The sequence below is a fragment of the Geothrix sp. genome (assembly GCF_020622065.1).
GTDB lineage: Bacteria > Acidobacteriota > Holophagae > Holophagales > Holophagaceae > Geothrix.
The window spans coordinates 1,946,271-1,969,570 of the sequence record NZ_JAHRYQ010000001.1 but is presented as its reverse complement, the minus strand read 5'-3'; the positions used below and the strand labels follow the sequence as shown (position 1 = coordinate 1,969,570).

The following is a 23,300-nucleotide window of genomic DNA, read 5'->3' as shown; positions in this document are numbered from 1 at the left end:
TTGAGTAGACTAGGGGTTGCCTTGGGTGCTTCGGGGAGTAGACTGGAGTAGAACGAGAGGGGCCGGGGGGCACAGTGGGGAAACCGCACACAGGTAGATCATTGGATCCGAACCGTCCAAACCGTCCGGAGCGTCCGGAATCTAGCAATGACGCACCTTTCGACGCGGACGGTTCCTGGACGGTTGTGGACGGTCTGCCCGCGAGTGTCCATGGCCCCACGCGAACCCAAGGCGCAGCCCGTAAGGCCAAACTGTCTGATGAGGTGATCGCAGGATTGAGGCCAGAGCCGCGTAAATACTATGTTTGGGACCTGAAGAACAGCGGCCTTGGGGTGCGGATCGGAGTCACGGGGTTGGTGGCTTTCGTTTTGAAGGTCAACCTTCCCGGCCGCCGCTCGAAATGGATCACGCTCAAGGCGAAGACATTCCTGGAAGCCGTGAAGGAATACCACCTCAAGCTGGCCGACTACGGAAAGGAAGTCCTAGCTCCGGAACATCGCGCGGACAAGCTTTGGCAGGATGTGGTGGATGATTTCGAGACGGAACACCTCCAAACGGTGAAGTCCACAACGGCAAGCACCTATCGGTCCGCGCTGAAACACATTCGAGAGGCCTTCCGGGATAGGTTTCCCCGCGGCATTGGGTATCAGGATCTCTGGAAGTTCCATCGGAGCATGGAGGAGAACCCCCGCCAGGCGAATGTCTGCATACGGCTTTCAGGCATGATCTTCGACCGATGTGAGTTGTGGGGCCTCCGGGACCGGGGCACCAATCCCCTCGATGACCTCCGCCGCGCGAAATGGAAGCCCTACCCGGAGGACCGCCGGGAGGTGGAGCTGAGTGACGACTATTTGGAAAAGCTCGGGGGAGCGCTCGAGAGGATGGAGGCCAGCGGGAAAGAGAGCCCGTATCCCATCGCCGCGGTGCGCCTGCTCTTTTTCCTGGGAAGGAGGAAGAGGGAAGTTCTGGATCTGGAGTGGACTCAAATCGACTTGAAGACGCGGACGATTCGCTGGAAGGACACAAAGACGGGGGCCGCCTCCGCCCCGCTAAATGACGCAGCCTGGGAGGTGATCAAGTCCCTTGACCGGATCGAGGGGAACCCCTACTTGCTGCCAGGTGAAGGCCGGAAGGCACCCAAGGGCCAGCCGAGGAAACCGGCGCCCATTCAGGACATCACCAAGTTCTGGAACCGGCTCTTGAAAGAGGCTGGCATCACGACCGTCACGGATCGCAACGGGATTGAACGCCGCCCGTATCGCCATGATCTCCGCCATGCTCACGGGGACACCGCCGCGGGGCTGAATATGAGCCAATCCGCCATTGCAGCGCTTCTAGGCCACAGTCAAACGAGCACAACGGACCGCTACTCCAAGCCCCGGACTGATAAGCGCCTAGAAGCTTCAAACACGGTTGCCGGGGACCTAAAGGGGAAGCTGCGGGGGAAGCGATGAGTTCAGCGGAAATTGATAGTCACGAGAACTTAATAGCGTCTCTTATGGGGAAGCCTCTTCTCCAACATCCCAAATTTGGGCCTTTTGGGGATTTGGATCACCTCAGTAGAGCCTTAGAAATGCTTGGCCCTCTCCATGACCTCAAGTCCGGACCCCCCTCTCGTTTGGGAAACTGGGTCAATCCTCTTATGTGGACTAAGCAAGGCATGAGAGGGCGCCTTTGGACAATCGCTCAAAGATTCAATGAGGCCATCACCGTAGAAAATCAAGTTGGCCCGTGGAGCAAAAAGAGAAGAAGGGGGGGCTGGCGGCTTCACGCGGACAGATGTGGTCAGGTGAGGTCTTCCGCCACAGACCTTATAGGGGCATTGGGCCGTCTTCAGGATTGGGAGAAAACGACCCTCGCCATGGGAGCGATAATGCCTCCATTCCCGAGCTCAAAAAAGGGACTTGATTCCTTTGTTCAGCAACTCAGTTGGGTTGTAAAGGTTGCCGAGTACATGGAGGCTGAAACCGAGACGGGCCAGGGGAATCCCTATGTGTTTATGCATGGGCCTTTGTCTCTCCGCTTGGCAGTTGACCTTGTAAATCTATGGAATAGCCACCCGGATGGACGAAAGGCGATGGACTCGAGAACAACCGAAGGGCCAATTTTCCAATTTGTATCGACCATTACTAGGTTTGCACTTCCTACAGATAAAAAAATTCCAACGACTGATGCCGTTAGAGATGCTATTCGAATTATCAAAAATGGAGATCCTCAACCCTATCCGCTATTTGGGACCTCACCATATTTTGGAGTTGATTGGGGCGAGTCTTACATCATCAAAAAGCGTCAAGCTGAAGTCCTTAAACAAAGTGCGACTTCGCCGCCGTGACTGAATCACGCCAAGGGCTGAAACTCACTTCATGAGGTTTGAATCACTTCTACCAGCAACAAAGCGGACGGGCCAACACCGCCAAGTATCGAACCCGTCCACACCATCCCCTAACAGGAGGCACCCGAATTATAGGGCCTCCACCTCAAAAAGGAGGCCAATCATGGCCGACGAATCCACCACCCCCGCGCTGGAGCTGCCCAAGGCCCAGCGTCACCTGACCGACGATGAAGCGGTCATCTTCCTGGGCCTGAAGAGCAAGGGAGCCCTCCAGCGCCTCCACAAGCTCAAGATTGGCCCCCCCTGCGTCATGTTGAGCGCTCGCCGCCGGTCTTACTGCCTGGCGGATCTCCAAGCATGGGCGGAAGCCCGCAAGAACGCGAACTGAGAGGGGACAGACATGGGAATTAAGAAAGCCGCCCCCGCCGGTAAGCCCTCGGCCTACAAATTCGGCAGTTTGCCCATTCCTGAATCAGCCCGCCACCTTGCCGACCAAATGGTGGAGGTAGTGAAGCAGGGCCGAAGTCAAACGGGAACCCAGGAAGCTGCCGCTAACGATCAGCGTTGGGCCTGCTATTTCCCGAGCGCTATCAGCCTCGGCTGGACGCCCGAAGATGTTCACAACAACACCAATGGGGCATTGAACTACCTCGACCGTGCCAACCGCCTTTTCGCCATCGCTGCAAGGTTGGCCGAAGGGAATCCTGGCCTCTGCGAGCTACTCCTCCACGCTTCCGCCGAACTCCGGGCAGGCATGGACACCCTCCAGATGATCCACGGTTTTAATTTCGACCTCGAGGTGGATGTATGAGCCGCATCTACTTCGATCCCGACCCCAAGGATCTGGCCCGCTGTATCACCGCCTGGTGCCGTTCCTGGGACGGCAACGGGGATCCCGCCTGCCAGCCCTCAGCGAGCCTTTCCCGTGCCTACCGGCACGAATCCGGTCAACTGCGCGTCGAACTTCGCAATGCGAACGGGTTCCTTGGCGCATTCAGCGTGACTCCTAAGCGCGTGTCCTTCCTGGGGAAGGTGATGGAATGACTCGCCCACACACTGCCCCTCGATACGCCTGGAGATCCTGGGGTGAAATGCCCGATGAGGATCTGGTGATGATGCCCCGCGCACTGGCCCTCGATCTCGTGAAGGCCCTTAGCATCATGCCTTTCGCTAATGACGCGACGGGAGAGGACCACCAGGGGATCTCCTATGAGCAGAGGTTTTTAGCCCACCGCGAGCGCCTTGAACGGGTGGTCAATACGATCACGGCGCACCTAGCGGATGAGGGGCTGTCCCCTTCCGCAGACCTCATCCTCCGGGCCGTGGTCATCGCCTATGAAACCGCCCCCGAAATCGCGGGAAAGGCGCTCCAGTGACGCCCTCAGCCGCTAGTTTCGCCATGATTCTGCCCCACGGTCTGGAGCAAGCGTATGGCCTCAGATCCATGGGTCAGCTTGCCGAGCCTGGGGGGGATCCGGACTCCGCAGCCCGCCTCCTCCTGGAATTGCTAGACGCCGTTGAGGTGGGCCAATGACCACCACGCTAGAGCAGGAGGTTTGCAGGCTCCAGGCCCTTCTCTCAGACCGGGAAGACGAATGCCGCGAACTGAAAAGTGAGGCGCGGGCCAGCAACGACGAATACCAGTCCATGCTCCGAATCATTGAGGCTGATGATCGGCTGGCCCAGGCTCACGCCGAGGTCAAGCGGTTCGCGGAACTCAACCGGGTCCTCCAGGTCAGATTGAACGGGAAGATGACTGAGGCCGCCGAGCTGATGAAAACGGCGAAGCACTGGATGAACAAGGTCAAACGGCTTGAGAAGAAAGGCGAGGTGTCCCGATGAACCCGGCGCCTCTTCGCGCTTCATTCTTCAAACATGCCCGGGACCCCATCGGCTCGCCTTGGGTCGGTTCCTGGCCCACTCTCCAGGCTGCGCTGGAGCGGACTTTCGCACCTCAACCCGGAAACCCTGGCGGGGACCCCAAGCGGTCCATGCCGGCCATTTCCGGGGCCTTCTACCCACAAGGAAAGCCGCGGGGCAGAGACAATGCGCTTGGGGTTTCCCTGCTGATCCTGGATTTCGATAACTCACGAGAAGAGCCCACCGGAGAGTTCTACGCCGACTCTAATTCGGGCCAGCCCACAGGGCGCCCCAAGGTCCGGAAGGTCTGCATAGACGATCCCGTCACCATGGAGGAAGTCACGGCCGCCCTTGAACGCGCCGGGGTGGCCTCCGTTACCTGGACCACCTGGTCATGTACACCCGAGCATGAGAAGTTCCGCGTTGTAGTGCCTCTGACTGAGCCCGTGCCCATCGATCTTTGGGAACGGGCCGCGGATTTCGCATTGGGGGCCTGTGGCTTGGCTGTGTTCCGCCGGGGGCTTGACCTCCCGGTGTTGCATAACCCCGCTGCCCTGGCCTTCTTGCCTGGAAGTCCCACACCGGAGGCGATCCGTAGGTCCCGAACTTCCGGAACCCACCTATACATTTCTCCCGACGAGCTGCCCGCATCCTGGGCGCCCGCCCTGGCCCCGTGGCAGGCGGAGGTAATGGAATCTCGGGTGGCCGAATGGAGCCGCGGGGAGCGCTGGTTCCAGGCCTACCGCGTGGACGGGCGCCCGGTGGATTTCATGCACCTAGATCTCGTTCCGATTCTGGAGGCCCGCGGGGTGAAGGTCGGCCCGCCCCGACCATTCAAAGACGGGACCAAGCGCCGCGCGCGGTGCCCATGGGCCAGCGAGCACTCAGGAGGTGTGGACGATGACAGCGCCGTGTTAATCCACACGCCGGGCACCTGGCCCACCTTCAAGTGCAAACACAGTGGGCATCAGCATATGGGGCTTCGGGATTTGATCGAATGGGCTTGGGGGAAGCCGTGAGGAAAAAGAAAATCGAAGTTCCGCAGGGGGAAGCCCGGGCCAAAGAATCCGCGCGTCAGAAGGCGGTAACCCTGGCCCGCACTTCCGGAGAGTTCTGGCATACCCAGGGCGATGGCCCCCCCCAGGGGTTCGTTAGCTACAAGCGGAATGGGCATACAGAACATGTGGAGCTGCGGACCACTGCGGGCCGGATGTGGCTTAGTGGCCTCGTATACCGAATGGCGGGTGAGGCTCTATCGAAGCAGGACCTAGACGGGGCTCTGGACAGCCTGGAGGCACACGCGATCCACGATGGCCCCAGGATCCCTGTCCATATTCGAGTGGCGGACTTAGGGGACCGGATCTATCTGGACCTCGCAGACGATGAATGGCGAGTGCTGGAGATCACCGGGAAGGGTTGGAGGGTGATCCCTGGTGAACAAGCACCTGTCCGGTTTCGCCGCCCTTCCGGGACCGGAGCACTTCCCGTTCCTGTTCGTGGTGGATCCCTGTCGGACCTTAGGGAGTTCATCCACACCGACGAACCCGGGCATGTCATGACCGTTACCTGGATTGTGAGCGCCATGACAGACAGGGGACCCCAGCCCGTATTAGTGGTGGGGGGGGAGCACGGATCAGCTAAATCGAGCATGACCCGGGCAACCCAGGGCCTTGTGGATCCGCGTAGCGGTTCTCTGCGCTCTGCCCCGAAGACGGACCGGGACTTGGCGGTGGCCGCGGATAACACCTGGATCATGAGTTTCGATAACCTTTCCAAAATCTCCGCGGACCTGGCGGACGGGTTGTGCCGACTCTCAACGGGTGCCAGTTTCGCCACGCGCCAACTCTACGCCAACCGCGAAGAGGCTATCTTTTCCGCCCGGCGCCCCGTGATTCTCAATTCCATTGTGGATGTTGTGAACCGCGCGGACCTACAAGACCGTGCCGTCCCTGTTCACTTGTTGCGCATTGATCCCTCGGAACGCCGTGAGGAGGCAGAGTTCCTCGCAGCCTACGAGAAGGCCCGCCCGGGGATTCTAGGAGCGCTCCTGGATGTATTGGTGGGGGCGCTGCGGCGCTGGGATTCGGTGAAGATTGAGGAACGCCCTCGCATGGCGGACTTTTATCGCCTTGCCCTCGCTGCTGAGCCCGATATGCCGTGGGCTCCAGGGACCTTCAAGGCTTACTTTGACGAGGCCCGTGCCGAGGCCGTCCACAATGTTCTGGAATCTGACCCCGTGGCCCAGGTGCTCCTCCTCGTTCTTGAGCCCACGAAGCGATGGAAGGGTAGCGCTTCAGACCTTCTAAAGGCGATGAACAAGCTACGCCCAGCGGGTGCTCCAGATTCGACTTGGCCTGCCACCCCGACAGGGCTTGTGGGCAAGCTTCGACGGCTTGCCCCAGCGCTCAGGGAAGATCGGTGGATCGTTCACCTTGGCCTTCGGGATAACACGCCTTCTAGGACTCGCTACATCGGCATAGCGCCATTGGATGAGATCCAGCCCCAGGCCGACACCCTGCACTTTGACCGCGGGTATGCCCGCCATGATGCCGAAGCTAGGGCCATGGAAACATTCTTTGGGCTTGCGTCATGACCCCGCCCTCCAAGAGGCAGACCCCGGAATCAGTGGTGCTCAAGGAAGTGATGGCCTATCTGATGGCCTGCAACCTCGGGACTGTCATCCGGAACTCTGTGGGCATGGTCATGGCGGGGCATCGCCGCCCTGTTCGATTTGGCACCCCAGGGCAGGCAGACATAACAGTCGAACTCCACGGCGATCCACGGGCCGTCCATGTCGAATGCAAGGCGCAGGGCGGGAAGCTCTCAGACAAACAGGTGGCTTGGCTGGAGGACCAGCGCAGGCGCGGGAATGTCTGCATCGTGGCCTTCAGTGTGCAGGATGTGTATCAAGGCCTTACTGACGCCGGGTTCAAGGTGCCCATGCCCAGCCTGCGGGGTGCCGCATGAGTGCGATTCTCGATCACCTGATGGAACGCATGCGGGCCGAATTCGTGGCGGCAATGCCCGGTGAAGAGGATCGGGCACCCATTCTTGCGATTCTGGCCTTTACCGTGTCCCGTGAAACGCTGGCCGGGCATCGTGTCCCGCCTATGGATCAGAAGATCCGCCCGAACAACCGGGCACGGATTCTGGAGCTGCTGAAACAAGGGGTTCGCCCAGCCATGGTCGCCCGCCGGGTGGGGTGCCACCGGGGAACGGTTTACAAACTGCGATCTAAACAGGCCGCTTAAAAATTCTGTCGCGCAGTGAACCGCTACGGCGACAAGCGCGACCGAGGCTTGATGAATAGGAGGTCGCACACTATGCGCACCGCAGGACAAATTCAGGATCTTTCCACCCGCCTCGTAAGCACTTCTAGCCGCCTCGTCAGTGAAGTGCAGGCCCGTGTAGACAAGATCGCCGCAATCAAGAATGCAGAAGGCCGGACCATGGATTGGATTACCGACGAACTCGCCAAGGTGGGCGGATTCCCGGCGATCCAGGCCCTTCACGCCCAGGTTGAAATCCTTCAGTCCGACCTGAAGCTGGAAGAGGAAGCCTGGTCGAATCTTGGTCAGGTGCTCCGCCTCGCTGCGATGCCCGATGGTGCGACCCAGGAGCGAGCCGCCGTGCTGAGCCTGCTCCGCGAAGAGGCTGAGGCCCTGGAGGCTGACCCCTCCGCCCTCCAGGCTGCTCTGGAAGATGCCGCAGTCGGGAAGGATTGGGAGCGCCTTTACGCCCTCTCGCTGGGCCGCCTCGATGCCAACGGTTCGCCGCTTCCCGCGTGGACTGACAAGATCCGAGGCATCCGGTTTGATGCGCTGGATCTTACGGGCCAGGAATCCACGATGGAATCCTTCTATCGCGCCAAGGTGGCTTATCTGGAGGCGGATTTGGCCTTCAGTGATGCGAAAGGCGAGGCTCGAAACTACACCAACGAAATGTTGCTGATCCGGGCCGCTGGTGACTATGAGCGAGCCAAGTTTGATCGTCGCGAGCGATTGCTGAGAACGCCTGCCGCTGCCCTTGCCGCTGCGGAAGCTGAACGGACCGAACCTAGCGCCCGGTTCCAGCGGATCGAAGCCCAGCCCGGAAGCTACGGCATCTTCGACACCCTGACTGGATCGGCCCGATTCGTTGGCATCGAGGAAGGCCCTGCCTACCTTGCCCAGCTTAACGACCCCACCCAGGCCCGCTAATGCGCCATGTCCGAACCGATAACCCCTGGCGACTGATCCTCGGCACCGCTGCACTAGCCGTTTGGATGCTGGCCTGCCTGCTGGTGATCCGATGAAGTTCCCATTCCAGAAACGCCCACTCTCCCAGGATCAAAAGCTCCAGAAGGCTATCCGGAACCTTCCTGCGGGTGGGCGGTGCCTAGTCGTGTTCGAGGGAGAGCGCGTGAGCCCTGAATACACGCGCCACCCTGGGGATGTGGAGTTTGTCATCGTGCGCCACTGGAGGCCCGATGATCAGCCCATCCAATGGCCCATCGAAGCGGAGCCGGGATACCAGCGCCCTGTGAACTGGCGGGAACTTGAAGCCGCTGCGGACAAGAAACCCGGATACGCGGAGTTTGTTTATGAGTGAGGCCCAACGAACAATCCCGGTCATTCTCTACGGGGATATGCGTAAGAAATTCGGCAAGCGGCACGACCTCGCCGTGAACTCACCTGCCGAGGCCATCCGTGCCCTGTGCATCACTAGGCCCGGATTTGACGCCTACCTTCGGGCGCGCCTTGACCATCCATTCCGTGTCCTGCGAAGCGAGGAAGCGCTAGATGAGAAAGGTTGCCTCGCCCCTGTCGGCAGGACTGATGTGATCAAGATCGTTCCAGTCGTTGCGGGTGCCGGTAGTGACGACTTCGGAAAGATCCTACTTGGCGCGGCCATGATCGGCCTTGCCATTTGGAACCCCATGGGCTGGGCCGCTATTGGCTCCGCAGGTGCCTGGGGGCTATCCGCCCTGTCCAACATGGGAATAGCAATGGTGCTGGGTGGTGTGGCGGGATTGCTTGCTACCACGCCCCATGTTGCCAACGCAGGGCTGGACGGATCGAAAAACGAGGAAACCTTCTCATTCTCTGGCCCAACCTTGACCACAGGCCAGGGTGGTGCCGTGCCAGTGCTCTACGGGACCATGCGGATTGGTGGGCATGTAATCAGCTTAGGCATTGACGCCGCAGGCGGTGAACCGGGAGGCATTGCCCGCCACACCTGGCAGGTTGGCGGATTCGACATGGAGGTTTGCGGCACCGCCGATGACGGAGCCCAGCATGGCAACGGGGATTCGATCCCGTGGATGTGGGCGAAGGCTGAATAGGATTGATGCCGCGATGACCATGCCTAGAACCCATGCCCACCATGCCCTGCTAGAAGCCCGGAAACTGGCCTCTGGTGACATGGAAGCTATTCGTCCTTACCGAATGTCTATGACGAACCGGGAAATCAGAAGTTCATCGAATGAAACGCAGGGCTGTCCGACTTCGGCCACAGGTCTCTATTCCCGAGTCCGCGAAGCACCAATTCAACGCTTTGTTTCAGGATCTCATCGTCTGAGGGTGGCTGAATTCCCAAAGCCTTTCCAGTGGCCGCCATGGCCGCACGCGCCGCAATCCGCGAGGCAAACACCACTGACGCAGCCTGCATTACCTGAAGCTTCTGTTCCAAATTCATTCTCGCCTCCTGGAAGTCCAGGGGCACCCTACGCCGAATCACTGAGGAACACCGGCAATACCTCCCGAACGGTGCAAAAAGGGCGACGAACGGAAAAGGTCCAGATGAGAAGAGACTCAATCCTTGCACAAGGGCAAACACGATGGACCTAGCAACGCTTCAAAGTAACGACACACGCACTCTGAAACCGACTCTTCCGATAAATGGGCCACCCGGGAATCCCGCTACAGGGAGCGATTGGCGAGGAACTAAGGGATGACCAAACCCAAATCCCAGCCGCCTGTGACCCGCGAGGTTCGACCTCCAGGGAAGCCGGGGCCTGCGAAAATGGTGATCAACGCAAAGGTCGTTCAAGCCTTAGCCGCAAAAGGGTTATCACATCAGCAGATCTGTGATGCGATTGGGATCAATGTCGCCACCCTCACACGGCGCCGGAAAGAATCAGCCGAATTGGACGATGCGATAAAGGCGGGGCAGGCTCGCGGCATCGCTGTCATCACGAATGCGCTGTATCAGCAGGCCATCAAAGGCAACACCTCCGCGGCGATCTTCTACCTGAAAAACCGTGCGGGATGGCGTGATCGGGTAGAGGTCGAAAATGAGTTTGTATTGCCCGCGCCGTTGATAATCTCCGTTCCAATTGAGACGGAACCCAGGGATATTACCCCCTCAGCTTTCGATAACGGCAATTCTGTCACCTCGAAAAATTTTCCTAAACAGTTGAATGTCAAGGTTTAGAGACACGGCGGTTTCATAATGCGACTGAGATCCAACAAGACTAGTAAGAATCCGCAAAAGGGTCAGAACGGATTACAAGCGGGAATCACACTAACCCCGGCTCAAGCGAAAATCTTCCAGTCTTCGGCTCGATTCAGGGTGGTGGTGGCGGGGAGGCGGTTTGGGAAGACTCATGTCGCTCTGACCTACCTCCTCAAGATGGCCTGCGATCCAGCATCCAAGGGCCTTGTGCTCTGGTATGTTTCGCCCACCTATCGCCAGTCAAAACAGATCGCGTGGCGGCTCTTGAAGAACCTTTTGCCTGTGGGGTGGGAACTCCGCACCGATGAAACCGACCTGTCCATTGAGTTGCAGAACGGCTGTGTCATTGCTTTGCGGGGTGCCGACAATCCAGACTCCCTCCGCGGCGTGGGGTTGGATGCCGTGGTCCTAGACGAGTTTCAGGACACGGGCATGGAGGCTTGGAACGAGGTCATCAGACCCGCTCTAGCGGACCGCCAAGGTTCCGCCTTGTTCATGGGCACACCCAAGGGTTTCAACTGCCTCTACGACCTCTGGAACGCAGCGCAGGCCCGGGACAATTGGGAGGCCTGGCAGTTCACCACCGCGGACGGGGGCAGGGTGCCCCTAGAAGAGCTGGAAGCGGCTCGGGCGGAGATGGATGAGCGGACCTTCAAGCAAGAGTTCCTAGCCTCGTTTGAGTGCCTTGGTGGGCTCGTCTATCAGAACTTCGACCGCAAGGTCAATGTGAGGGCGGACCTGGCGGACACAAACGGGACGCTTCTAGTGGGCTGCGACTTCAACATCGCCCCAATGTCTGCCGTGATCGGCGTGAGGGCAGGGGATCAATTCCACATCCTGGACGAACTGGAGATCAACAACGGCAACACTCAGCTAATGGCCGACGAACTGCTGAGGCGCTACCCCAAGCGACGAATCCATGCCTACCCCGACCCAAGCGGGAACGCGCGGAAGACGAGTGCTCCGGTAGGTCAGACCGACTTCAGCCTACTTAGGGCCGCGGGATTTCAGGTGATCGCACCTGACAAGGCCCCCATGGTGGTGGATCGGGTGAACTGTGTGAATGCAGCATTCAAGAACGCCGCGGGGGACTCAAAGTTGTTCATCCACCCCCGCTGTCGTTCACTGATTCGATGCCTTGAAGGCCTGACCTACAAAGAGGGAACGAATGTTCCTGACAAGGGCCTTGGGCTTGACCATTTGGTGGACGCGCTGGGCTACGCAACCTGGGATCAATTGCCCCTGATTCGCCGGGTGGCCGCATTCCACCCCCTGAATTTCTAGGCATGATGAATGCAATCTGGAGGTAGACATGTCGGACAATCTCATTTTTGTGGCCTTCATCGCTTCGGCGTTGACCATCGCCTGGGCAATAGCGTTGCTAGTAGCCGTCTGGAAGGTTCGGGATGCCCTTGTGGATGAGGACTACCCCGTGGTGGACCTGGAGGGTGGTGGCGTGTCCTACCGGGTCAAGGTGAGCCGGATCCGAGGGCGATTCGGCGCTACCTATCAGCGGAAGGACGGGGAGCCTGTCACCGTGGAGCCAAGGTTCAAGGATCGCGGAGCGGTAATGATCTACATCCGGAAGGCCGTCACATCCGCCTAGAGGTTCGAATTGGTCAATTCATGACCAATCGGTGAGCGTAGACTGAAGATACAAATCAAAAGCACTCGTCTCCGGGCGCATGAGGGGGTGGCATGAGGAACTTAATTGCGATAGCGCTACTCATCACACAAACTCAACAGCCCATGGCGTTTGATGAAAAGGATGGAATCCGGATTGAAATTTCAAAAACGGACAAACTAAGCACCAAAGCGTGTGAGTTTTATTCGGTTATATTCGGCCCCACCCTTCACGAATACAAATCAATCACCGTAGTAGCTTCCATCGCTACTGGGGCAGATTCTTGGGTAGATCTTCCCAAGGTGGAGATTGACCTTCCGTTGGAGAAAGGGAGCTGGTGGGTCAGGGGCGAAGAGGCTGATGTAGCGAAGTGGACTGGCGCAGCAAAGATTCGTATTGTCGGCACCAAGATTAAGCCCGAAGCGATTGAGTCAAGGAAGGCCGCCCTCGAGGCAAAGAGGGCAGAAGCCGAACGGCAAACCCTCATCAAAAAACAGCCAAGGGGCATTCAAAAGCTGCTGTTGGATCGGAAGATCAAGCTGGGGCTCACGAAAGAGCAGGTCCTACTCTCCTGGGGACATCCCAATTCTGTGGTCACGACTGTTAGCGCCCAGGGGTTCACCCAACAGTGGATCTATGGGTTGGGCGAATACATTTATTTCAACGGGGACCGGGTGACTTCCTGGCAAACACATCGTTAGCCACCTAGCTGCCCACAGAACGCAGCACCCATTGAAGGGCTCAGGGCTCACCCCGAAGCGGGGGTTTTCCACGGGGGACATGGGCCCGCGATGCCAATAGTTTTGGGATTATCCGAGAGGCTTTCTCTTGGCTCTTGTCTTCTTTGGCGGAGGGTCGGGCATCGCCAGTGCCTCTGACTCCAAGCGCATTAGGTCCGTTTCAACCTGGAGGCTTGAGAAAATTTGAATCACCGGGAATTTCGCCTGCTGTGCACGAAGCCGAGCCAGTGTTTTTCGTGCGACCCCAATACGGGAGAGTCGAGTGGCCTTGTTCTTTGATGTAGCAGCGATTCGGAGTGATTCGTTTACAACATCCACCATGCGCTGGGCTGTCATCCTCACGATCTCAATATCGCGCTCGGATAGGAGGAGTCGCGCAGAATTATTTTTGACTGCGGGCCTCCGATTGGGCTTAGTCAACGCTTTGAAGAGGGCCCCAAACATTCCCATCTGAATCCCGTGTGATGGGGGAATCCTACCGCCGATTGCCTAGACCATGGCATCCCCGCTACGCCCAAACGAAAAACCCCGCCGGGGAGCGGGGTTCGAGAGGGGCGGAACATGGGGTTTGTCCGCCTTTTGAAAGTATAGGCGCATCGAAGAACCGCGCCAATACTGAATCTGCGCCATCTAAGGAATGAGCGCTGGACACTCTTCTGGACGGTTCTGGACACTCTCAAAACACAAGCGTCCAGGCCTAGAACCGCACCAACGCTACATTCTGGACATTGCGGACGGTCTGGACGGTTCTCCTACATTTCAAAAGTGAAGGAAGAAAGAAGAGGAAAGTAGGGCCACCCGCCGGGGGGCAAACACCCCTTCGGAGTAGACGATGAGTAGAACAGTCACCCCTTGACGCAAATCAGCCACTAGTAAGTGGCTGATTCTATTGGAGCGGGCGATGGGGATTGAACCCACGACATCAAGCTTGGGAAGCTTGCGTTCTACCACTGAACTACGCCCGCGGCAGGCCATCATCCTACCGCAAAGGCCCCGGGTGGGGCCAGTCCAGGCTCAGCCGAGGTAGGCCGCGATCACGCGCTCGTTCCGGCTCAGCTCATCCGGGGTGCCCTCGACGACGATGCGCCCGCGTTCCATGACATAGGCGTAGTCGGCGACCTCGAGGGCGCTCTTGGCGAACTGCTCCACGAGGAGGAGGGTGATGCCCTCTTCCTTGAGGCGGCGGATGGTGCGGAAGACTTCCTGAACGATGACCGGTGCGAGGCCCATGGAGGGCTCATCCAGCAGCATCACCTTGGGACGGGCCATGAGGGCGCGGCCGATGGCCAGCATCTGCTGTTCCCCACCGGAGAGGGTGCCGGCGGCCTGCCGCGTCCGGTCCCGCAGCCGGGGGAACAGGTCGTAGACGCGATCCAGATCGCCTCGGGCCCTGGCCCGGTAGCCGAAGAACCGCGGCAGGCGGCTGTAGGCGCCCAGGAGGAGGTTGTCCTCCACGGAGAGCGGGCCGAAGACCTTCCGGCCCTCGGGGGCGTGGGCGAGGCCCAGGCGGGCGATGCGGGAGGCATCCAGGCCCTGCACCTCCTGGCCGTCGAGCACCACGCGGCCCCGGCCCGGCTTGAGGCCCCCGGAGATGGTGCGCATGGTGGTGGTCTTGCCCGCGCCGTTGGCGCCGATGAGCGCCACGAGGGTGCCCTTTTTCACCGAGAGCGTGGCCCCCGTCAGCACTTCGCTGGCGCCGTAGCCCGCATGGAGATCTTCCACTTGCAGCATGGATCGCTCCTTCAGGCGGGCAGCGGCTCGGCGCCGGCCGCAGTGTCAGTGTCGGTCTCGGGTTGCGGGGGCTGGCCCAGGTAGGCCTCCACCACCTTCGGGTGGCGCTTCACCTCGTCGGGCGTGCCCTCGGCGATGACCCGGCCGCCGTCGAGCACGGTCACGGTGTCGCAGAGCTCGCTCACGACATCCATGTGGTGCTCGATGAGGAGGATGCTGATGCCGCGCTTGTGGATCCGCTTGATGATCTCGATCAGCTGGACCACATCGGGATGGGCCAGGCCCGCGGCGGGTTCGTCCAGGATGAGCAGGTCCGGCTTGCGCGCCAGGGCCCGGGCCACCTCCAGGAAACGCTGGGCGCCGTAGGTCAGGTCCTTGGCCCGGGTGAGGGCTTGATCTTTCAGGCCGACCCGGTCCAGGAGGCAGAGGGCATCGGCCTGGGCTTGCCGCTCCTCGCCCCGGGCGAGCCCCAGCAGCACCAGGGGCAGGGGGCTGCGGTACACCCCCCGGAGCGCCACCATGACATTTTCGAGGGCGGTCAGCTCCGCGAAGAGCTGGAGATTCTGGAAGGTCCGGGCGACGCCGGACTTCGATACCCGGAAGAGGCTGCCCGAGGGCAGCGCCGTCCCGCGAAGCAGGATGCGACCTGCACTGGGCGTGTAGAGCCCGGAGATGACATTGACCACGGTGCTCTTGCCGGAGCCGTTGGGTCCGATGAGGCCGTGGATGCTGCCGGACTTGATGGCCATGGAGAGGCCATCCACGGCCTTCACGCCGCCGAAGTGGCGCCGGAGGTCTTCCAGCACCAGCAAGGGTGCGCCATCGGCCGGGCGGGGCGGCAGGATGGCCTCGATGTCCGAAGGCTCGGGCAGGGGGGCGTGGGGAACCCGGAAGAGCTTCGCCAGGAAGATGGCGAGAAAGCCCATGAGACCTTCGGGCAGGCCCACCACCACGGAGAAGAGCATCAGCGCGAAGATGGCCTTGCGCCAGTCCTCGGTGTTCTCCACGAAGAACCCGCCCACCACAAGCAACCCCATGGCCGCCACGGGGGCCAGGGCCTGGAAGGGACGCGTGGTCTTCTTGATGAGGCCCCGCAGGCCCGCCGCCAGGGCCATGGCAAAGCCCAGGCCCGAGAACACCTGGAAGAGCAGGCGGTTGGAGAGCAGGTTGGGCAGCAGGACGATGACGGAGGCGCCCACGAAGGCGCCCCAGAGGCTCTTGCGGCCACCCAAGACCACGCCCAGCAGCAGGATGATCATCAGGTCGTAGACGAAGCTCTGGGGCTGGAGGTACTGGAAGTTGAAGGCGTAGAGCCCGCCCGCCAGGCCGCCCAGGCCCGACCCCAGGGCAAAGGCCGCCACCTTGTGGCGGTAGGTGCCCACCCCCATGGCATCGGTGGCGATGGGGCTGTCACGCAGGGCCTCGAAGGCCCGGCCCCACTGCGAAGCCAGCAGGTTGCGCATGAGCATCCACACCACGGCCAGCAGGGCCATGCAGAGCCAGTAGAAGAGGGGGGGCGTGAGGGCGTGGCCCAAAACGGGAGGGCGAGTCAGGCTCAGGCCCTGGGCGCCGCCCGTAAGGCTTTCCAGCTCGTTGAGCGCCGTGGTGCTGAGGGCCGCGAAGCTGAGGGTGGCCAGGGCGAACTGGGGGCCTTCCAGGCGCAGGGCCGGCAGGGCCAGCAGGCCGCCCAGGAGCAGCCCCACGGCCATGGCGGCCAGCAGCGCCGGCGCCATGCCGAGGCCCAGCTTGGTGACGACGAGCCCGGCGGTGTAGGCGCCCAGGCCCAGAAAGGCCACATGGGCGAGGTTCACCTGGCCGAGGTAGCCCACGGTCACATCGAGGCCGATGAGCAGGATGCCGTAGATGGCCAGCAGGGTGAGGAGGCCCAGGGCGTAGGGGTTCACCACCAGCAGGGGGATGGTGGCCAGCAGGGCGAAGACGATGAGCTCGGCGCCGCGGAGGAGGAGGATGCGCTTCATCGTCACACCTTCCGGATGGTGGCTTTGCCGAACACGCCCGTGGGCCGCACCGCCAGGGCGAGGATCAGCAGGACGAGACCGGGCGCCTCGCGCCAGCCGCTGCCCAGGTAGAAGCTGGCCAGGCTTTCCAGCGCACCCAGGAACATGCCGATGAGGACCACGCCGAAGCCCGAATCCAGGCCGGCCACCACGGCCACAGAGAAGGCCTTGAGGATCAGCGCCGAGGCCATGGTCGGCCCCACCGTGGTGATGGGGGAGACGAGGATGCCCGCCAGGGCCGCCACGGCGCCGGACAGTCCGTAGGAGAGCATCACCGTTCGGGTGGCGGAGATGCCCATCAGCTCGGCGGCGTCGCGGTCCGCGGACACGGCCTCGAAGGCCTTGCCCAGGAGGGTGCGGCGCTTGAAGAGCTCGATGGCGCCCATGATGGCCAGCACACCCACGGCCACGGACAGCTCCAGCCGCGTGACATCCACGCCTAGCACATGGATGGGATCCGCCGAGATGGGGGTGGGGAAGGGCCGGTCATCGCGGCCCCAGATGTTCTCGGCCGCCGAGAAGAAGAAGAGGCCGATGATGATGCTGAGTAGGATCCAGCCTTCGCTCTTCTGCTCGAGCGCGAGCCGCACGCCGGCCCGCTCGACCACCAGGCCGAGCACGGCGCCGAAGAGCAGGCCGCCGGGGATCATCAGCCAGTAGGGCAGACCGAGGTTCGTGAGGGTGAGGCTGAAGAAGGCCGACACCATCACCAGCTCGCCCTGGCCGAAGTTGATGCTCTTGCTGGTGGCGTAGGTGAGCTGGAAGCCGTAGGCGATGAGCGCGTAGACCAGGCCCATCAGGGCGCCGCTCACGGCCATCTGTCCGATGATCTGGGCATTCATGCGGGCCTGCCTCGAAAGGAGAGGAGGGAAAAAGCGGGGGGCCGAAGCCCCCCGGTTCGCGGGTGCGGAAGCTACTTGGTCTTGGCCTTGCCTTTGACCTTGGCGGGCGTGGCCGTCATGGCGGACTTGCGAAGGCGCTCGCGGTCGGCCTCGTTGCCGAAGACCACGCGGCCATCCTTCACCATGCCCATGACGGTCTGTTCACGGCGGAAGGCCTCGTGGGTGGTCACATCCGCAGGATCCCACTTGGTGTAGGGGTGGTTCCAGGTGGCGATGACGCCCACCACGGGCTCCTTCAGATCCTCCAGGGCCTCCTTGACCTTGCGGGTGTCGGTGGAGCCGGCCTGCTTGACGGCGGCGGCCATGAGGTAGACGGCGTCATAGCCCTGGGCGGCGGCCACGGGCGAGGGGATGCGGCCCACCTTGAAGGTCTTGTGGTAGCCGTCGATGAAGCTCTTCGCCTTGGGGGTGATGGGCTCCTCGATGAAGGTCTGCGGCATCAGCGTGCCGTTGCCGTTCTTGCCGGCGTTGTCGATGTAGTTGGACATGGAGAGCGTCCAGCCGCCGATGAGGGGGGCCTTCATGCCGATCTTGGCCTGGCCGTTGGAAATGGCCGCCAGCTCAGGTCCGATGCCCCAGATGAGAATGGCCTGGGCGCCCGCGGACTTCGCCCGCAGCAGCTGGGCGGTCATGTCCTTGTCGCCGATGTTGAACTTCTCCTGGGCCACCACGGTGAGCTTGTTGCCCTGCTTCTTGATCTGGTCCAGCATGTCGTCGCGGCCGGACACGCCGTAGTTGGTGGAGTCGTAGACCACGGCCACCTTGGTGAACTTGCGGTTGATGGCCTCCTCCACGACCATGGCCGCCTGGATGCCGTCGTGGGCGGCGAAGCGGAAGATGGAGCAGTCCTTCACGCCGGCCTTGCTCCACTGGGTCATGGAGGCCGATCCGGCTGCGGGGCAGATGATCTTGGTGATGCCCTTCTCCTGGAGGTGCTTGTCACCCGCCATGCAGACGCCGGTGTTCACGGTGCCGATGACGCCCGTCAGGTCGCTCATGGCGGCCAGTTCCTGGGCGATGAGGGCGCCCCGCTCGTTCTTGGCCTCGTCGTCGCGCTCGATGATCTCGATCTTCATCTTCTTGCCGCCCACCTGGATGCCTCCGGCGGCATTGATCTCGGCGATGGCGAGCTTGGAGCCGTCCCGCGCAGAGGTGCCCATGGGCGCCGAGCCCCCGCTGAAGGGGCCGGTGAGGGCGATCTTGACGGTGTCTCCACCCGCAGCCTGCAGGCCGAAGGCGGCGGTCAAAAGTGAGACGAAGAAGGTCTTCTTCAGCATGGGTCCTCCCGGGGGGAGATCAGGTTGGAGTGGCTTGGTGGCCGCAAGCATAGCGGCCCCCGCCCGCCCTGGGAAGGCGCGCCGGTTCCTTCCACGCCCGTGGCAAGGCGCGACCACCTACCTGGGCTGGAGGGTCTCGAGTCTGGTGCGCACCCAGGCCAGCAGATCCTCGCCGCCCGCCACGCGCTGCTCGGCGATGAACAGCGGCATCCCGAGGGCCCGGGCGTGGGCCTGGCCGAGCTTGACCGCGTCCTTCTCGGTGCACACGAGCCAGGCGGCACCTTCCGTTCGCGCCTGATCCTGAAGCCGCGCCAGTTCGGCGGGCGAGGGACCTCGGTGGTCGGGAAAGCTGCGGGAGCCCACCCAGGCCACCCCGGCCACCAGCAGGTCGGCATAAAAGGCCTCGGGATGGCCGAGGCCGCACCAGGCATAGGCGGGACCGGCCACCGGGGCGGGGCCGGGCAGGGGGAACCGGGTTTCCGTCCCCCACGCACGGAGGGCGCCGAGGGTGAAATCCACCCAGAAGATGGGACCGCCACCGTAGCGGGACCACCAGGCCTCCACCGCAGCTCGATCCTTCACGCGGCCCGCCCGTGTGACCACCAGCGCATGGGCCCGGCGGGCACTGTCCATGGGCTCGCGGAGGTCGCCCAGGGGCAGCATGCGGCCATCACCCCAGAGACGCACACCGTCCAGCACCAGCAGATCCAGGTCGCGATGGAGGGCCCGGTGCTGGAAGCCATCGTCCAGCAGGAGGCAGCGCAGCCCCGGCCTCTGAGCCAGGGCCCGGAGGGCGGCCGCATGACGCTTGCGCCCCACGACCACGCGACCCGGATCCAGGCGCCGGGCCATGAGCAGGGGTTCGTCCCCGGTCTGCCGGGGATCGGAATCCGCCTCGACGCTCATGGGATCGATGTCCCGACGCCCGCCGTAGCCCCGGGAGAGCACGGCATTGGCCCACCCCGCCGCCTCCAGGCCCTCGGCCAGAAACAAGGTCAGGGGGGTCTTGCCGGTGCCGCCGGCGCTGAGGTTGCCCACGGACACCACGGGCACCCCCGCCCGCCCGGCCCGCTCGGGGTGGGCATCGAAGCTGCGGTTCCGTGCGCGCACCACCCTCCCGTACAAAGGGGCGAGCGGAGCTGCCAGATGGCGCAGAATGGACATGGATCCAGGTTAGCGGAGGGACAGGCATGAGCGAGGGCATCCTGCTGGAGAAGGTGGCGCGGGGCGTTCTGCTGCCCCAGACAGAGCGGGTGGCCCGCCTCGAAGCAGCCCTTCCCCAAATCCTGGCCGCGGTGGCGGGGGAGACCGGCGAGGTCGCGCTGGAGGCCACCCTGGCCTGCCTCCTGTGGGAGGCCCTTCCCCAGACCAACTGGTGCGGTTTCTATCGGCGAGTCGCCGAGGGGATGCTGGCCGTGGGTCCTTACCAGGGGGGCATGGGCTGCCTGCGCATCGCCTTCGAGAGGGGCGTCTGCGGGGCCTGCGCGCGCACCGCCACCACCCAGCTGGTTCCGGATGTCCACGCCTTCCCAGGCCACATCGCCTGCGACGACGCCACCCGCAGCGAACTCGTGATCCCAGTCATGATCGGGGGGCGCCTGGAGGCGGTGCTGGACCTGGATTCCCCCCATCCTGAGGGTTTTTCCGGGGCCGAGGCCCGGCTTCTGGAAGGCCTGCTGGCCCGGACCTTTACCGGTGCGATGAAGGGCTGAGGTTCACCCGCCCGGGGGCATGGGGTAACCTAGGACACTCCCCGGGACCTTCATGGCTGAACCCAGCTTCATCGATCAAAGCAAGCTGCGCTTCCGCGAGGGCGAGATCGTCTTCCGCAAGGGGGAGATGTCCCAGCAGATGTACATCATCCTGGCGGGCAAGGTCCGGCTCTATGTCTCAGAGGAGCCCAAGGGCGATTGGGCGGAAGAGCTGTCCAAGGGGGACTTCTTCGGTGAGGGCAGCCTGCTGGAGGCCCTTCCCCGTCAGCACACGGCCCTGGCCCTGGAGGACTCGGACCTCATCGCCATCAACCGCGGCACCTTCCTGCGCATGATCCGCCAGAACCCGGAAGTCTCCGTGAAGATGATGCAGCGGCTGGCCCAGCGGCACCGGGAAGTGGGCGAGCGCCTGGAGGCCCTGGACGCCCAGCGGCCACAGAAGGCCCCTGGTGGCCCGGTGGCGAACCTCATCTCCGTGCTGGGCGGCAAGCCCCACCCGATCCTGTCCCATGGGTCGCTCATCGGCCGGTTCGACCCCACCACCGGCGTCCACCCCGACATCGACCTCTCGGAGGAGGACCACAACCTGAGTGTCTCCCGGCGCCATGCGCGCATTCTCTGCGAGCACGGCCGCTACTTCCTGCTGGAGGAGCCCGGCGTGGCCAACGGCACCTTCGTGCGCGGTGAGCGGATCCTGCCGGGCGAGCCCCGGGAACTGAAGCACGGCGACCGGGTGGGTTTCGGCATGGTGGTGCTGTTCTTCGAAAAGACCTAACTTTTCCGCGCAGCGGAAAAGGGAAGGAGGAGCCGATGGGTACGGACCTGCATGTGGAACTTTGGCGGGATGAGCATGGGGGCATCCGGGAGTTGGTGCAGTTCGGGCTGGATGAAATCGGCGGCGCTTGCGTCATCCGCGAGCGGAACAGCCTCGATGCCCTGGACGGGGATGTCAACGAGGGCGACACCGTCGTCGCCCGCTTCGGCGATCCGGAAGATGCCCGGGACTTCCTGCGGGACGAGGGCTTCGAGCCTGTGTAATCGTGGATGGGCAGGAGGTGATCGATGCATTCGTTGTTCAACCCGACGGACCGGGACGCCCTGGCTCGCCGGATTGCGGAGCTGGGGCCGGATGCCCCGCGCCAATGGGGGAAGATGGATCCCGCCCAGATGCTGAGGCACTGCGCCATCGCCCTGGGCGATCTCCTGGGTGAGCGTCCGGTGAAACAGGTCTTCCTCGGCAAGTTGATCACGCCCCTGATTCGTGGCCAGATCTTCGGGGACAAGCCCTTCCGCCGCAACTCCCCCACCGACCCGATCTATGTGGTGGCCGATGCCCGCGACTTCGAGGCCGAGCGGGCCCGGTTGGCCACCCTGATCGACCGCGTGGTCCAGCTTGGCGCCGCGAAGACCGAGGGCATGGTCCACCCCTTCTTCGGGCGGCTCAGCGGCCCCCAGTGGGGCCAGCTGATCTACAAGCACTTCGACCATCATTTGAGGCAGTTCGGGGCCTGATGGTGTCCGGGGGGACCGGCTGCTCGCGGTGCTCGCGCTGTCCTCCCCGGAGCCCTCTTACCTCGACCGGGCATAGCCCGGCCTCGGCGTCCGGATCTTTTCCCATCCGCAAAATCGCCCGGCGGAAGCCGGGCGATTTTGCGGATGGGAACGGGGCTTAATTGGAGCCGATCCCCATGGCCTTCGCGGCCTTGGTGAGCTCGGGGACGACTTCGAAGAGGTCGCCGACGATCCCATAATCCGCCAGCTTGAAGATGGGGGCCTCGGGATCCTTGTTGATGGCGACGATGAACTTCGAGCCGCTCATGCCGGCGATGTGCTGGATGGCGCCGCTGATGCCGCAGGCGATGTAGAGGGTGGGGCTCACGACCTTGCCGGTCTGGCCCACCTGCATGCTGTGGGGCAACCCCCAGCCTGCGTCCACGGCCGCCCGGGAGGCGCCGACGACGCCCCCCAGGGCGTCCGCCAGATCCTCGAGGATCTTGAAATTGGCACCGTCCTTCATGCCGCGGCCTCCGCTGACGATGACATTGGCTTCGCTGAGGTCCACCTTGCCGCTGGCCTTGGCGAGGATCTCCTTCACCACGGACTTGAAGTCGCTGGCCGGCACAGCCAGGGCTTCGGTGGTTCCGGCAGCGGCCTTTTCGGCGGCGGGGAACACATTGGGGCGGGTGGTGGCCACCTGGACGGCGCTGGCGAAGGAGGTGGTGGCGAAAGCCTTGCCGGCGTACACCGGACGGACGGCCTGGAGCTTGCCATCGACCATGGACAGGCCGGTGACATCCGAAGCGTAGCCGGCGCCCAGGCGGGCGGCGGCGCGGGGAGCGACATCCTTGCCCACGGCGGTGGCGGCGGCGAGGAGCACGGTGGCGCCCTTGCTCTTCACGGCCTCGGCGAGGACGGCGGCGAAGACATCGCTGGAATAGGAGGTCAGGGCCGGGCCTTCGGCGGTGAGGATCACATCGGCGCCGTACTTGGCGGCCTCTGCGGAACCCGCGCAGGAGGCGCCGGCGAAGAGGGCGCCGAGCTGCTTGCCGGCGGCATCCGCCAGGCGGCGGCCCTCGCTGAGGACCTCGAGGCTGGGTTTGCGGATCTGGCCGTCCTTCAGTTCACAGAACACGAGAATCATGGATGTCATCCTTTCGAATCGGATCAGT

General features: G+C 62.6%; 28 protein-coding genes and 1 tRNA gene. 21 read left to right on the top strand and 8 right to left on the bottom strand.

What is annotated here, in order from left to right; genetic code table 11:
- The first annotated feature begins 263 nt into the window (after positions 1-263).
- From QZ647_RS09235 to QZ647_RS09175, 13 genes are all read left to right on the top strand, one after another.
- The gene (locus tag QZ647_RS09235; protein ID WP_291271877.1) at positions 264-1,454 is read left to right on the top strand and encodes a tyrosine-type recombinase/integrase; all 1,191 of its coding nucleotides are present in this window, start codon (positions 264-266) and stop codon (positions 1,452-1,454) included.
- 419 nt (positions 1,455-1,873) lie between these two features.
- Entirely contained in the window at positions 1,874-2,332 is a 459-nt protein-coding gene (locus QZ647_RS09230; RefSeq protein ID WP_291271876.1) for a hypothetical protein, read from the top strand.
- A 163-nt stretch (positions 2,333-2,495) separates the two neighbouring features.
- Complete coding sequence (locus tag QZ647_RS09225) at positions 2,496-2,720, top strand: hypothetical protein (protein ID WP_291271875.1); 225 nt, start codon at positions 2,496-2,498, stop codon at positions 2,718-2,720.
- A 12-nt stretch (positions 2,721-2,732) separates the two neighbouring features.
- A complete protein-coding gene (locus QZ647_RS09220; RefSeq protein ID WP_291271874.1) occupies positions 2,733-3,143 on the top strand; it encodes a hypothetical protein in 411 nt (136 codons plus the stop codon).
- A complete protein-coding gene (locus tag QZ647_RS09215) occupies positions 3,140-3,376 on the top strand; it encodes a hypothetical protein (protein WP_291271873.1) in 237 nt (78 codons plus the stop codon). The genes QZ647_RS09220 and QZ647_RS09215 overlap by 4 nt, the downstream gene beginning before the upstream one ends.
- 47 nt (positions 3,377-3,423) lie before the next feature.
- Positions 3,424-3,708 (top strand): hypothetical protein, encoded by a 285-nt coding sequence (locus QZ647_RS09210; protein ID WP_291271872.1) that lies wholly within the window; start codon positions 3,424-3,426, stop codon positions 3,706-3,708.
- A 154-nt stretch (positions 3,709-3,862) separates the two neighbouring features.
- Positions 3,863-4,174, top strand: a complete 312-nt coding sequence (locus QZ647_RS09205) for a hypothetical protein (protein WP_291271871.1) — start codon at positions 3,863-3,865, stop codon at positions 4,172-4,174.
- A gap of 1,741 nt (positions 4,175-5,915) precedes the next feature.
- The gene (locus tag QZ647_RS09200; RefSeq protein WP_291271870.1) at positions 5,916-6,785 is read left to right on the top strand and encodes a hypothetical protein; all 870 of its coding nucleotides are present in this window, start codon (positions 5,916-5,918) and stop codon (positions 6,783-6,785) included.
- A 35-nt stretch (positions 6,786-6,820) separates the two neighbouring features.
- Entirely contained in the window at positions 6,821-7,159 is a 339-nt protein-coding gene (locus tag QZ647_RS09195; RefSeq protein WP_291271869.1) for a hypothetical protein, read from the top strand.
- Complete coding sequence (locus tag QZ647_RS09190) at positions 7,156-7,443, top strand: helix-turn-helix domain-containing protein (RefSeq protein WP_291271868.1); 288 nt, start codon at positions 7,156-7,158, stop codon at positions 7,441-7,443. The genes QZ647_RS09195 and QZ647_RS09190 overlap by 4 nt, the downstream gene beginning before the upstream one ends.
- A gap of 72 nt (positions 7,444-7,515) precedes the next feature.
- Positions 7,516-8,391: a hypothetical protein gene (locus QZ647_RS09185; RefSeq protein ID WP_291271867.1), complete on the top strand. Its 876-nt coding sequence runs from the start codon at positions 7,516-7,518 to the stop codon at positions 8,389-8,391.
- Positions 8,392-8,593: 202 nt separating this feature from the next.
- On the top strand, positions 8,594-8,782 hold the full coding sequence (locus QZ647_RS09180) for a hypothetical protein (protein WP_291271866.1): 189 nt from the start codon (positions 8,594-8,596) through the stop codon (positions 8,780-8,782).
- Complete coding sequence (locus QZ647_RS09175; RefSeq protein ID WP_291271865.1) at positions 8,775-9,515, top strand: hypothetical protein; 741 nt, start codon at positions 8,775-8,777, stop codon at positions 9,513-9,515. The genes QZ647_RS09180 and QZ647_RS09175 overlap by 8 nt, the downstream gene beginning before the upstream one ends.
- A gap of 125 nt (positions 9,516-9,640) precedes the next feature.
- Here QZ647_RS09175 and QZ647_RS09170 read toward each other — a convergent pair whose 3' ends face one another.
- Positions 9,641-9,868: a hypothetical protein gene (locus QZ647_RS09170; protein ID WP_291271864.1), complete on the bottom strand. Its 228-nt coding sequence runs from the start codon at positions 9,866-9,868 to the stop codon at positions 9,641-9,643.
- A gap of 255 nt (positions 9,869-10,123) precedes the next feature.
- Between QZ647_RS09170 and QZ647_RS09165 the strand changes: the two genes are divergently transcribed.
- The 4 genes from QZ647_RS09165 to QZ647_RS09150 all read left to right on the top strand — a co-directional run bounded on the left by QZ647_RS09165 (position 10,124) and on the right by QZ647_RS09150 (position 12,952).
- Entirely contained in the window at positions 10,124-10,606 is a 483-nt protein-coding gene (locus QZ647_RS09165; protein ID WP_291271863.1) for a hypothetical protein, read from the top strand.
- A gap of 18 nt (positions 10,607-10,624) precedes the next feature.
- A complete protein-coding gene (locus tag QZ647_RS09160; RefSeq protein ID WP_291271862.1) occupies positions 10,625-11,911 on the top strand; it encodes a terminase family protein in 1,287 nt (428 codons plus the stop codon).
- Between the two features lie 28 nt (positions 11,912-11,939).
- Positions 11,940-12,233, top strand: a complete 294-nt coding sequence (locus QZ647_RS09155) for a hypothetical protein (RefSeq protein ID WP_291271861.1) — start codon at positions 11,940-11,942, stop codon at positions 12,231-12,233.
- A gap of 92 nt (positions 12,234-12,325) precedes the next feature.
- Positions 12,326-12,952 (top strand): hypothetical protein, encoded by a 627-nt coding sequence (locus QZ647_RS09150; protein WP_291271860.1) that lies wholly within the window; start codon positions 12,326-12,328, stop codon positions 12,950-12,952.
- A 929-nt stretch (positions 12,953-13,881) separates the two neighbouring features.
- Here QZ647_RS09150 and QZ647_RS09145 read toward each other — a convergent pair.
- The 6 genes from QZ647_RS09145 to lpxK all read right to left on the bottom strand — a co-directional run bounded on the left by QZ647_RS09145 (position 13,882) and on the right by lpxK (position 20,083).
- Positions 13,882-13,956 (bottom strand) — tRNA-Gly (locus tag QZ647_RS09145).
- A 49-nt stretch (positions 13,957-14,005) separates the two neighbouring features.
- The gene (locus QZ647_RS09140; protein WP_291271859.1) at positions 14,006-14,722 is read right to left on the bottom strand and encodes an ABC transporter ATP-binding protein; all 717 of its coding nucleotides are present in this window, start codon (positions 14,720-14,722) and stop codon (positions 14,006-14,008) included.
- 11 nt (positions 14,723-14,733) lie between these two features.
- Positions 14,734-16,701: a branched-chain amino acid ABC transporter ATP-binding protein/permease gene (locus tag QZ647_RS09135; protein ID WP_291271858.1), complete on the bottom strand. Its 1,968-nt coding sequence runs from the start codon at positions 16,699-16,701 to the stop codon at positions 14,734-14,736.
- A 2-nt stretch (positions 16,702-16,703) separates the two neighbouring features.
- The gene (locus tag QZ647_RS09130; protein WP_286355600.1) at positions 16,704-17,582 is read right to left on the bottom strand and encodes a branched-chain amino acid ABC transporter permease; all 879 of its coding nucleotides are present in this window, start codon (positions 17,580-17,582) and stop codon (positions 16,704-16,706) included.
- Between the two features lie 71 nt (positions 17,583-17,653).
- A complete protein-coding gene (locus tag QZ647_RS09125; protein ID WP_291271857.1) occupies positions 17,654-18,919 on the bottom strand; it encodes an ABC transporter substrate-binding protein in 1,266 nt (421 codons plus the stop codon).
- A gap of 117 nt (positions 18,920-19,036) precedes the next feature.
- On the bottom strand, positions 19,037-20,083 hold the full coding sequence (gene lpxK / locus QZ647_RS09120; RefSeq protein ID WP_291271856.1) for a tetraacyldisaccharide 4'-kinase: 1,047 nt from the start codon (positions 20,081-20,083) through the stop codon (positions 19,037-19,039).
- Between the two features lie 26 nt (positions 20,084-20,109).
- On the opposite strand from lpxK, the gene QZ647_RS09115 reads away from it, so the two are divergent.
- From QZ647_RS09115 to QZ647_RS09100, 4 genes are read left to right on the top strand one after another with little or no spacing between them, the layout of a single operon-like run.
- Entirely contained in the window at positions 20,110-20,631 is a 522-nt protein-coding gene (locus QZ647_RS09115; RefSeq protein WP_291271855.1) for a GAF domain-containing protein, read from the top strand.
- 52 nt (positions 20,632-20,683) lie between these two features.
- Positions 20,684-21,406 carry a cyclic nucleotide-binding domain-containing protein gene (locus QZ647_RS09110; RefSeq protein WP_291271854.1) on the top strand — a complete coding sequence of 241 codons (723 nt, stop codon included), beginning with the start codon at positions 20,684-20,686 and terminating at the stop codon, positions 21,404-21,406.
- 35 nt (positions 21,407-21,441) lie between these two features.
- A complete protein-coding gene (locus QZ647_RS09105; RefSeq protein WP_291271853.1) occupies positions 21,442-21,669 on the top strand; it encodes a hypothetical protein in 228 nt (75 codons plus the stop codon).
- 24 nt (positions 21,670-21,693) lie between these two features.
- Positions 21,694-22,143, top strand: a complete 450-nt coding sequence (locus QZ647_RS09100) for a DUF1569 domain-containing protein (protein ID WP_291271852.1) — start codon at positions 21,694-21,696, stop codon at positions 22,141-22,143.
- A 157-nt stretch (positions 22,144-22,300) separates the two neighbouring features.
- Here the strand turns inward: QZ647_RS09100 and QZ647_RS09095 are convergent, their stop codons facing one another.
- Positions 22,301-23,281, bottom strand: a complete 981-nt coding sequence (locus QZ647_RS09095) for an electron transfer flavoprotein subunit alpha/FixB family protein (protein WP_366526143.1) — start codon at positions 23,279-23,281, stop codon at positions 22,301-22,303.
- Between the last annotated feature and the right edge of the window lie 19 nt (positions 23,282-23,300).

Excerpts from the sequence above, each read along its gene's own strand:
- QZ647_RS09230 (WP_291271876.1), top strand. The coding sequence starts at position 1,874 with ATGCCTCCATTCCCGAGCTCAAAAAAGGGACTTGATTCCTTTGTTCAG.
- QZ647_RS09225 (WP_291271875.1), top strand. The coding sequence starts at position 2,496 with ATGGCCGACGAATCCACCACCCCCGCGCTGGAGCTGCCCAAGGCCCAG.
- QZ647_RS09220 (WP_291271874.1), top strand. The coding sequence starts at position 2,733 with ATGGGAATTAAGAAAGCCGCCCCCGCCGGTAAGCCCTCGGCCTACAAA.
- QZ647_RS09215 (WP_291271873.1), top strand. The coding sequence starts at position 3,140 with ATGAGCCGCATCTACTTCGATCCCGACCCCAAGGATCTGGCCCGCTGT.
- QZ647_RS09210 (WP_291271872.1), top strand. The coding sequence starts at position 3,424 with ATGCCCGATGAGGATCTGGTGATGATGCCCCGCGCACTGGCCCTCGAT.
- QZ647_RS09205 (WP_291271871.1), top strand. The coding sequence starts at position 3,863 with ATGACCACCACGCTAGAGCAGGAGGTTTGCAGGCTCCAGGCCCTTCTC.
- QZ647_RS09190 (WP_291271868.1), top strand. The coding sequence starts at position 7,156 with ATGAGTGCGATTCTCGATCACCTGATGGAACGCATGCGGGCCGAATTC.
- QZ647_RS09185 (WP_291271867.1), top strand. The coding sequence starts at position 7,516 with ATGCGCACCGCAGGACAAATTCAGGATCTTTCCACCCGCCTCGTAAGC.
- QZ647_RS09175 (WP_291271865.1), top strand. The coding sequence starts at position 8,775 with ATGAGTGAGGCCCAACGAACAATCCCGGTCATTCTCTACGGGGATATG.
- QZ647_RS09170 (WP_291271864.1), bottom strand. The coding sequence starts at position 9,868 with ATGAATTTGGAACAGAAGCTTCAGGTAATGCAGGCTGCGTCAGTGGTG.
- QZ647_RS09165 (WP_291271863.1), top strand. The coding sequence starts at position 10,124 with ATGACCAAACCCAAATCCCAGCCGCCTGTGACCCGCGAGGTTCGACCT.
- QZ647_RS09160 (WP_291271862.1), top strand. The coding sequence starts at position 10,625 with ATGCGACTGAGATCCAACAAGACTAGTAAGAATCCGCAAAAGGGTCAG.
- QZ647_RS09155 (WP_291271861.1), top strand. The coding sequence starts at position 11,940 with ATGTCGGACAATCTCATTTTTGTGGCCTTCATCGCTTCGGCGTTGACC.
- QZ647_RS09150 (WP_291271860.1), top strand. The coding sequence starts at position 12,326 with ATGAGGAACTTAATTGCGATAGCGCTACTCATCACACAAACTCAACAG.
- QZ647_RS09140 (WP_291271859.1), bottom strand. The coding sequence starts at position 14,722 with ATGCTGCAAGTGGAAGATCTCCATGCGGGCTACGGCGCCAGCGAAGTG.
- QZ647_RS09135 (WP_291271858.1), bottom strand. The coding sequence starts at position 16,701 with ATGAAGCGCATCCTCCTCCTCCGCGGCGCCGAGCTCATCGTCTTCGCC.
- QZ647_RS09130 (WP_286355600.1), bottom strand. The coding sequence starts at position 17,582 with ATGAATGCCCAGATCATCGGACAGATGGCCGTGAGCGGCGCCCTGATG.
- QZ647_RS09125 (WP_291271857.1), bottom strand. The coding sequence starts at position 18,919 with ATGCTGAAGAAGACCTTCTTCGTCTCACTTTTGACCGCCGCCTTCGGC.
- lpxK (WP_291271856.1), bottom strand. The coding sequence starts at position 20,083 with ATGTCCATTCTGCGCCATCTGGCAGCTCCGCTCGCCCCTTTGTACGGG.
- QZ647_RS09115 (WP_291271855.1), top strand. The coding sequence starts at position 20,110 with ATGAGCGAGGGCATCCTGCTGGAGAAGGTGGCGCGGGGCGTTCTGCTG.
- QZ647_RS09110 (WP_291271854.1), top strand. The coding sequence starts at position 20,684 with ATGGCTGAACCCAGCTTCATCGATCAAAGCAAGCTGCGCTTCCGCGAG.
- QZ647_RS09105 (WP_291271853.1), top strand. The coding sequence starts at position 21,442 with ATGGGTACGGACCTGCATGTGGAACTTTGGCGGGATGAGCATGGGGGC.
- QZ647_RS09100 (WP_291271852.1), top strand. The coding sequence starts at position 21,694 with ATGCATTCGTTGTTCAACCCGACGGACCGGGACGCCCTGGCTCGCCGG.
- QZ647_RS09095 (WP_366526143.1), bottom strand. The coding sequence starts at position 23,281 with ATGACATCCATGATTCTCGTGTTCTGTGAACTGAAGGACGGCCAGATC.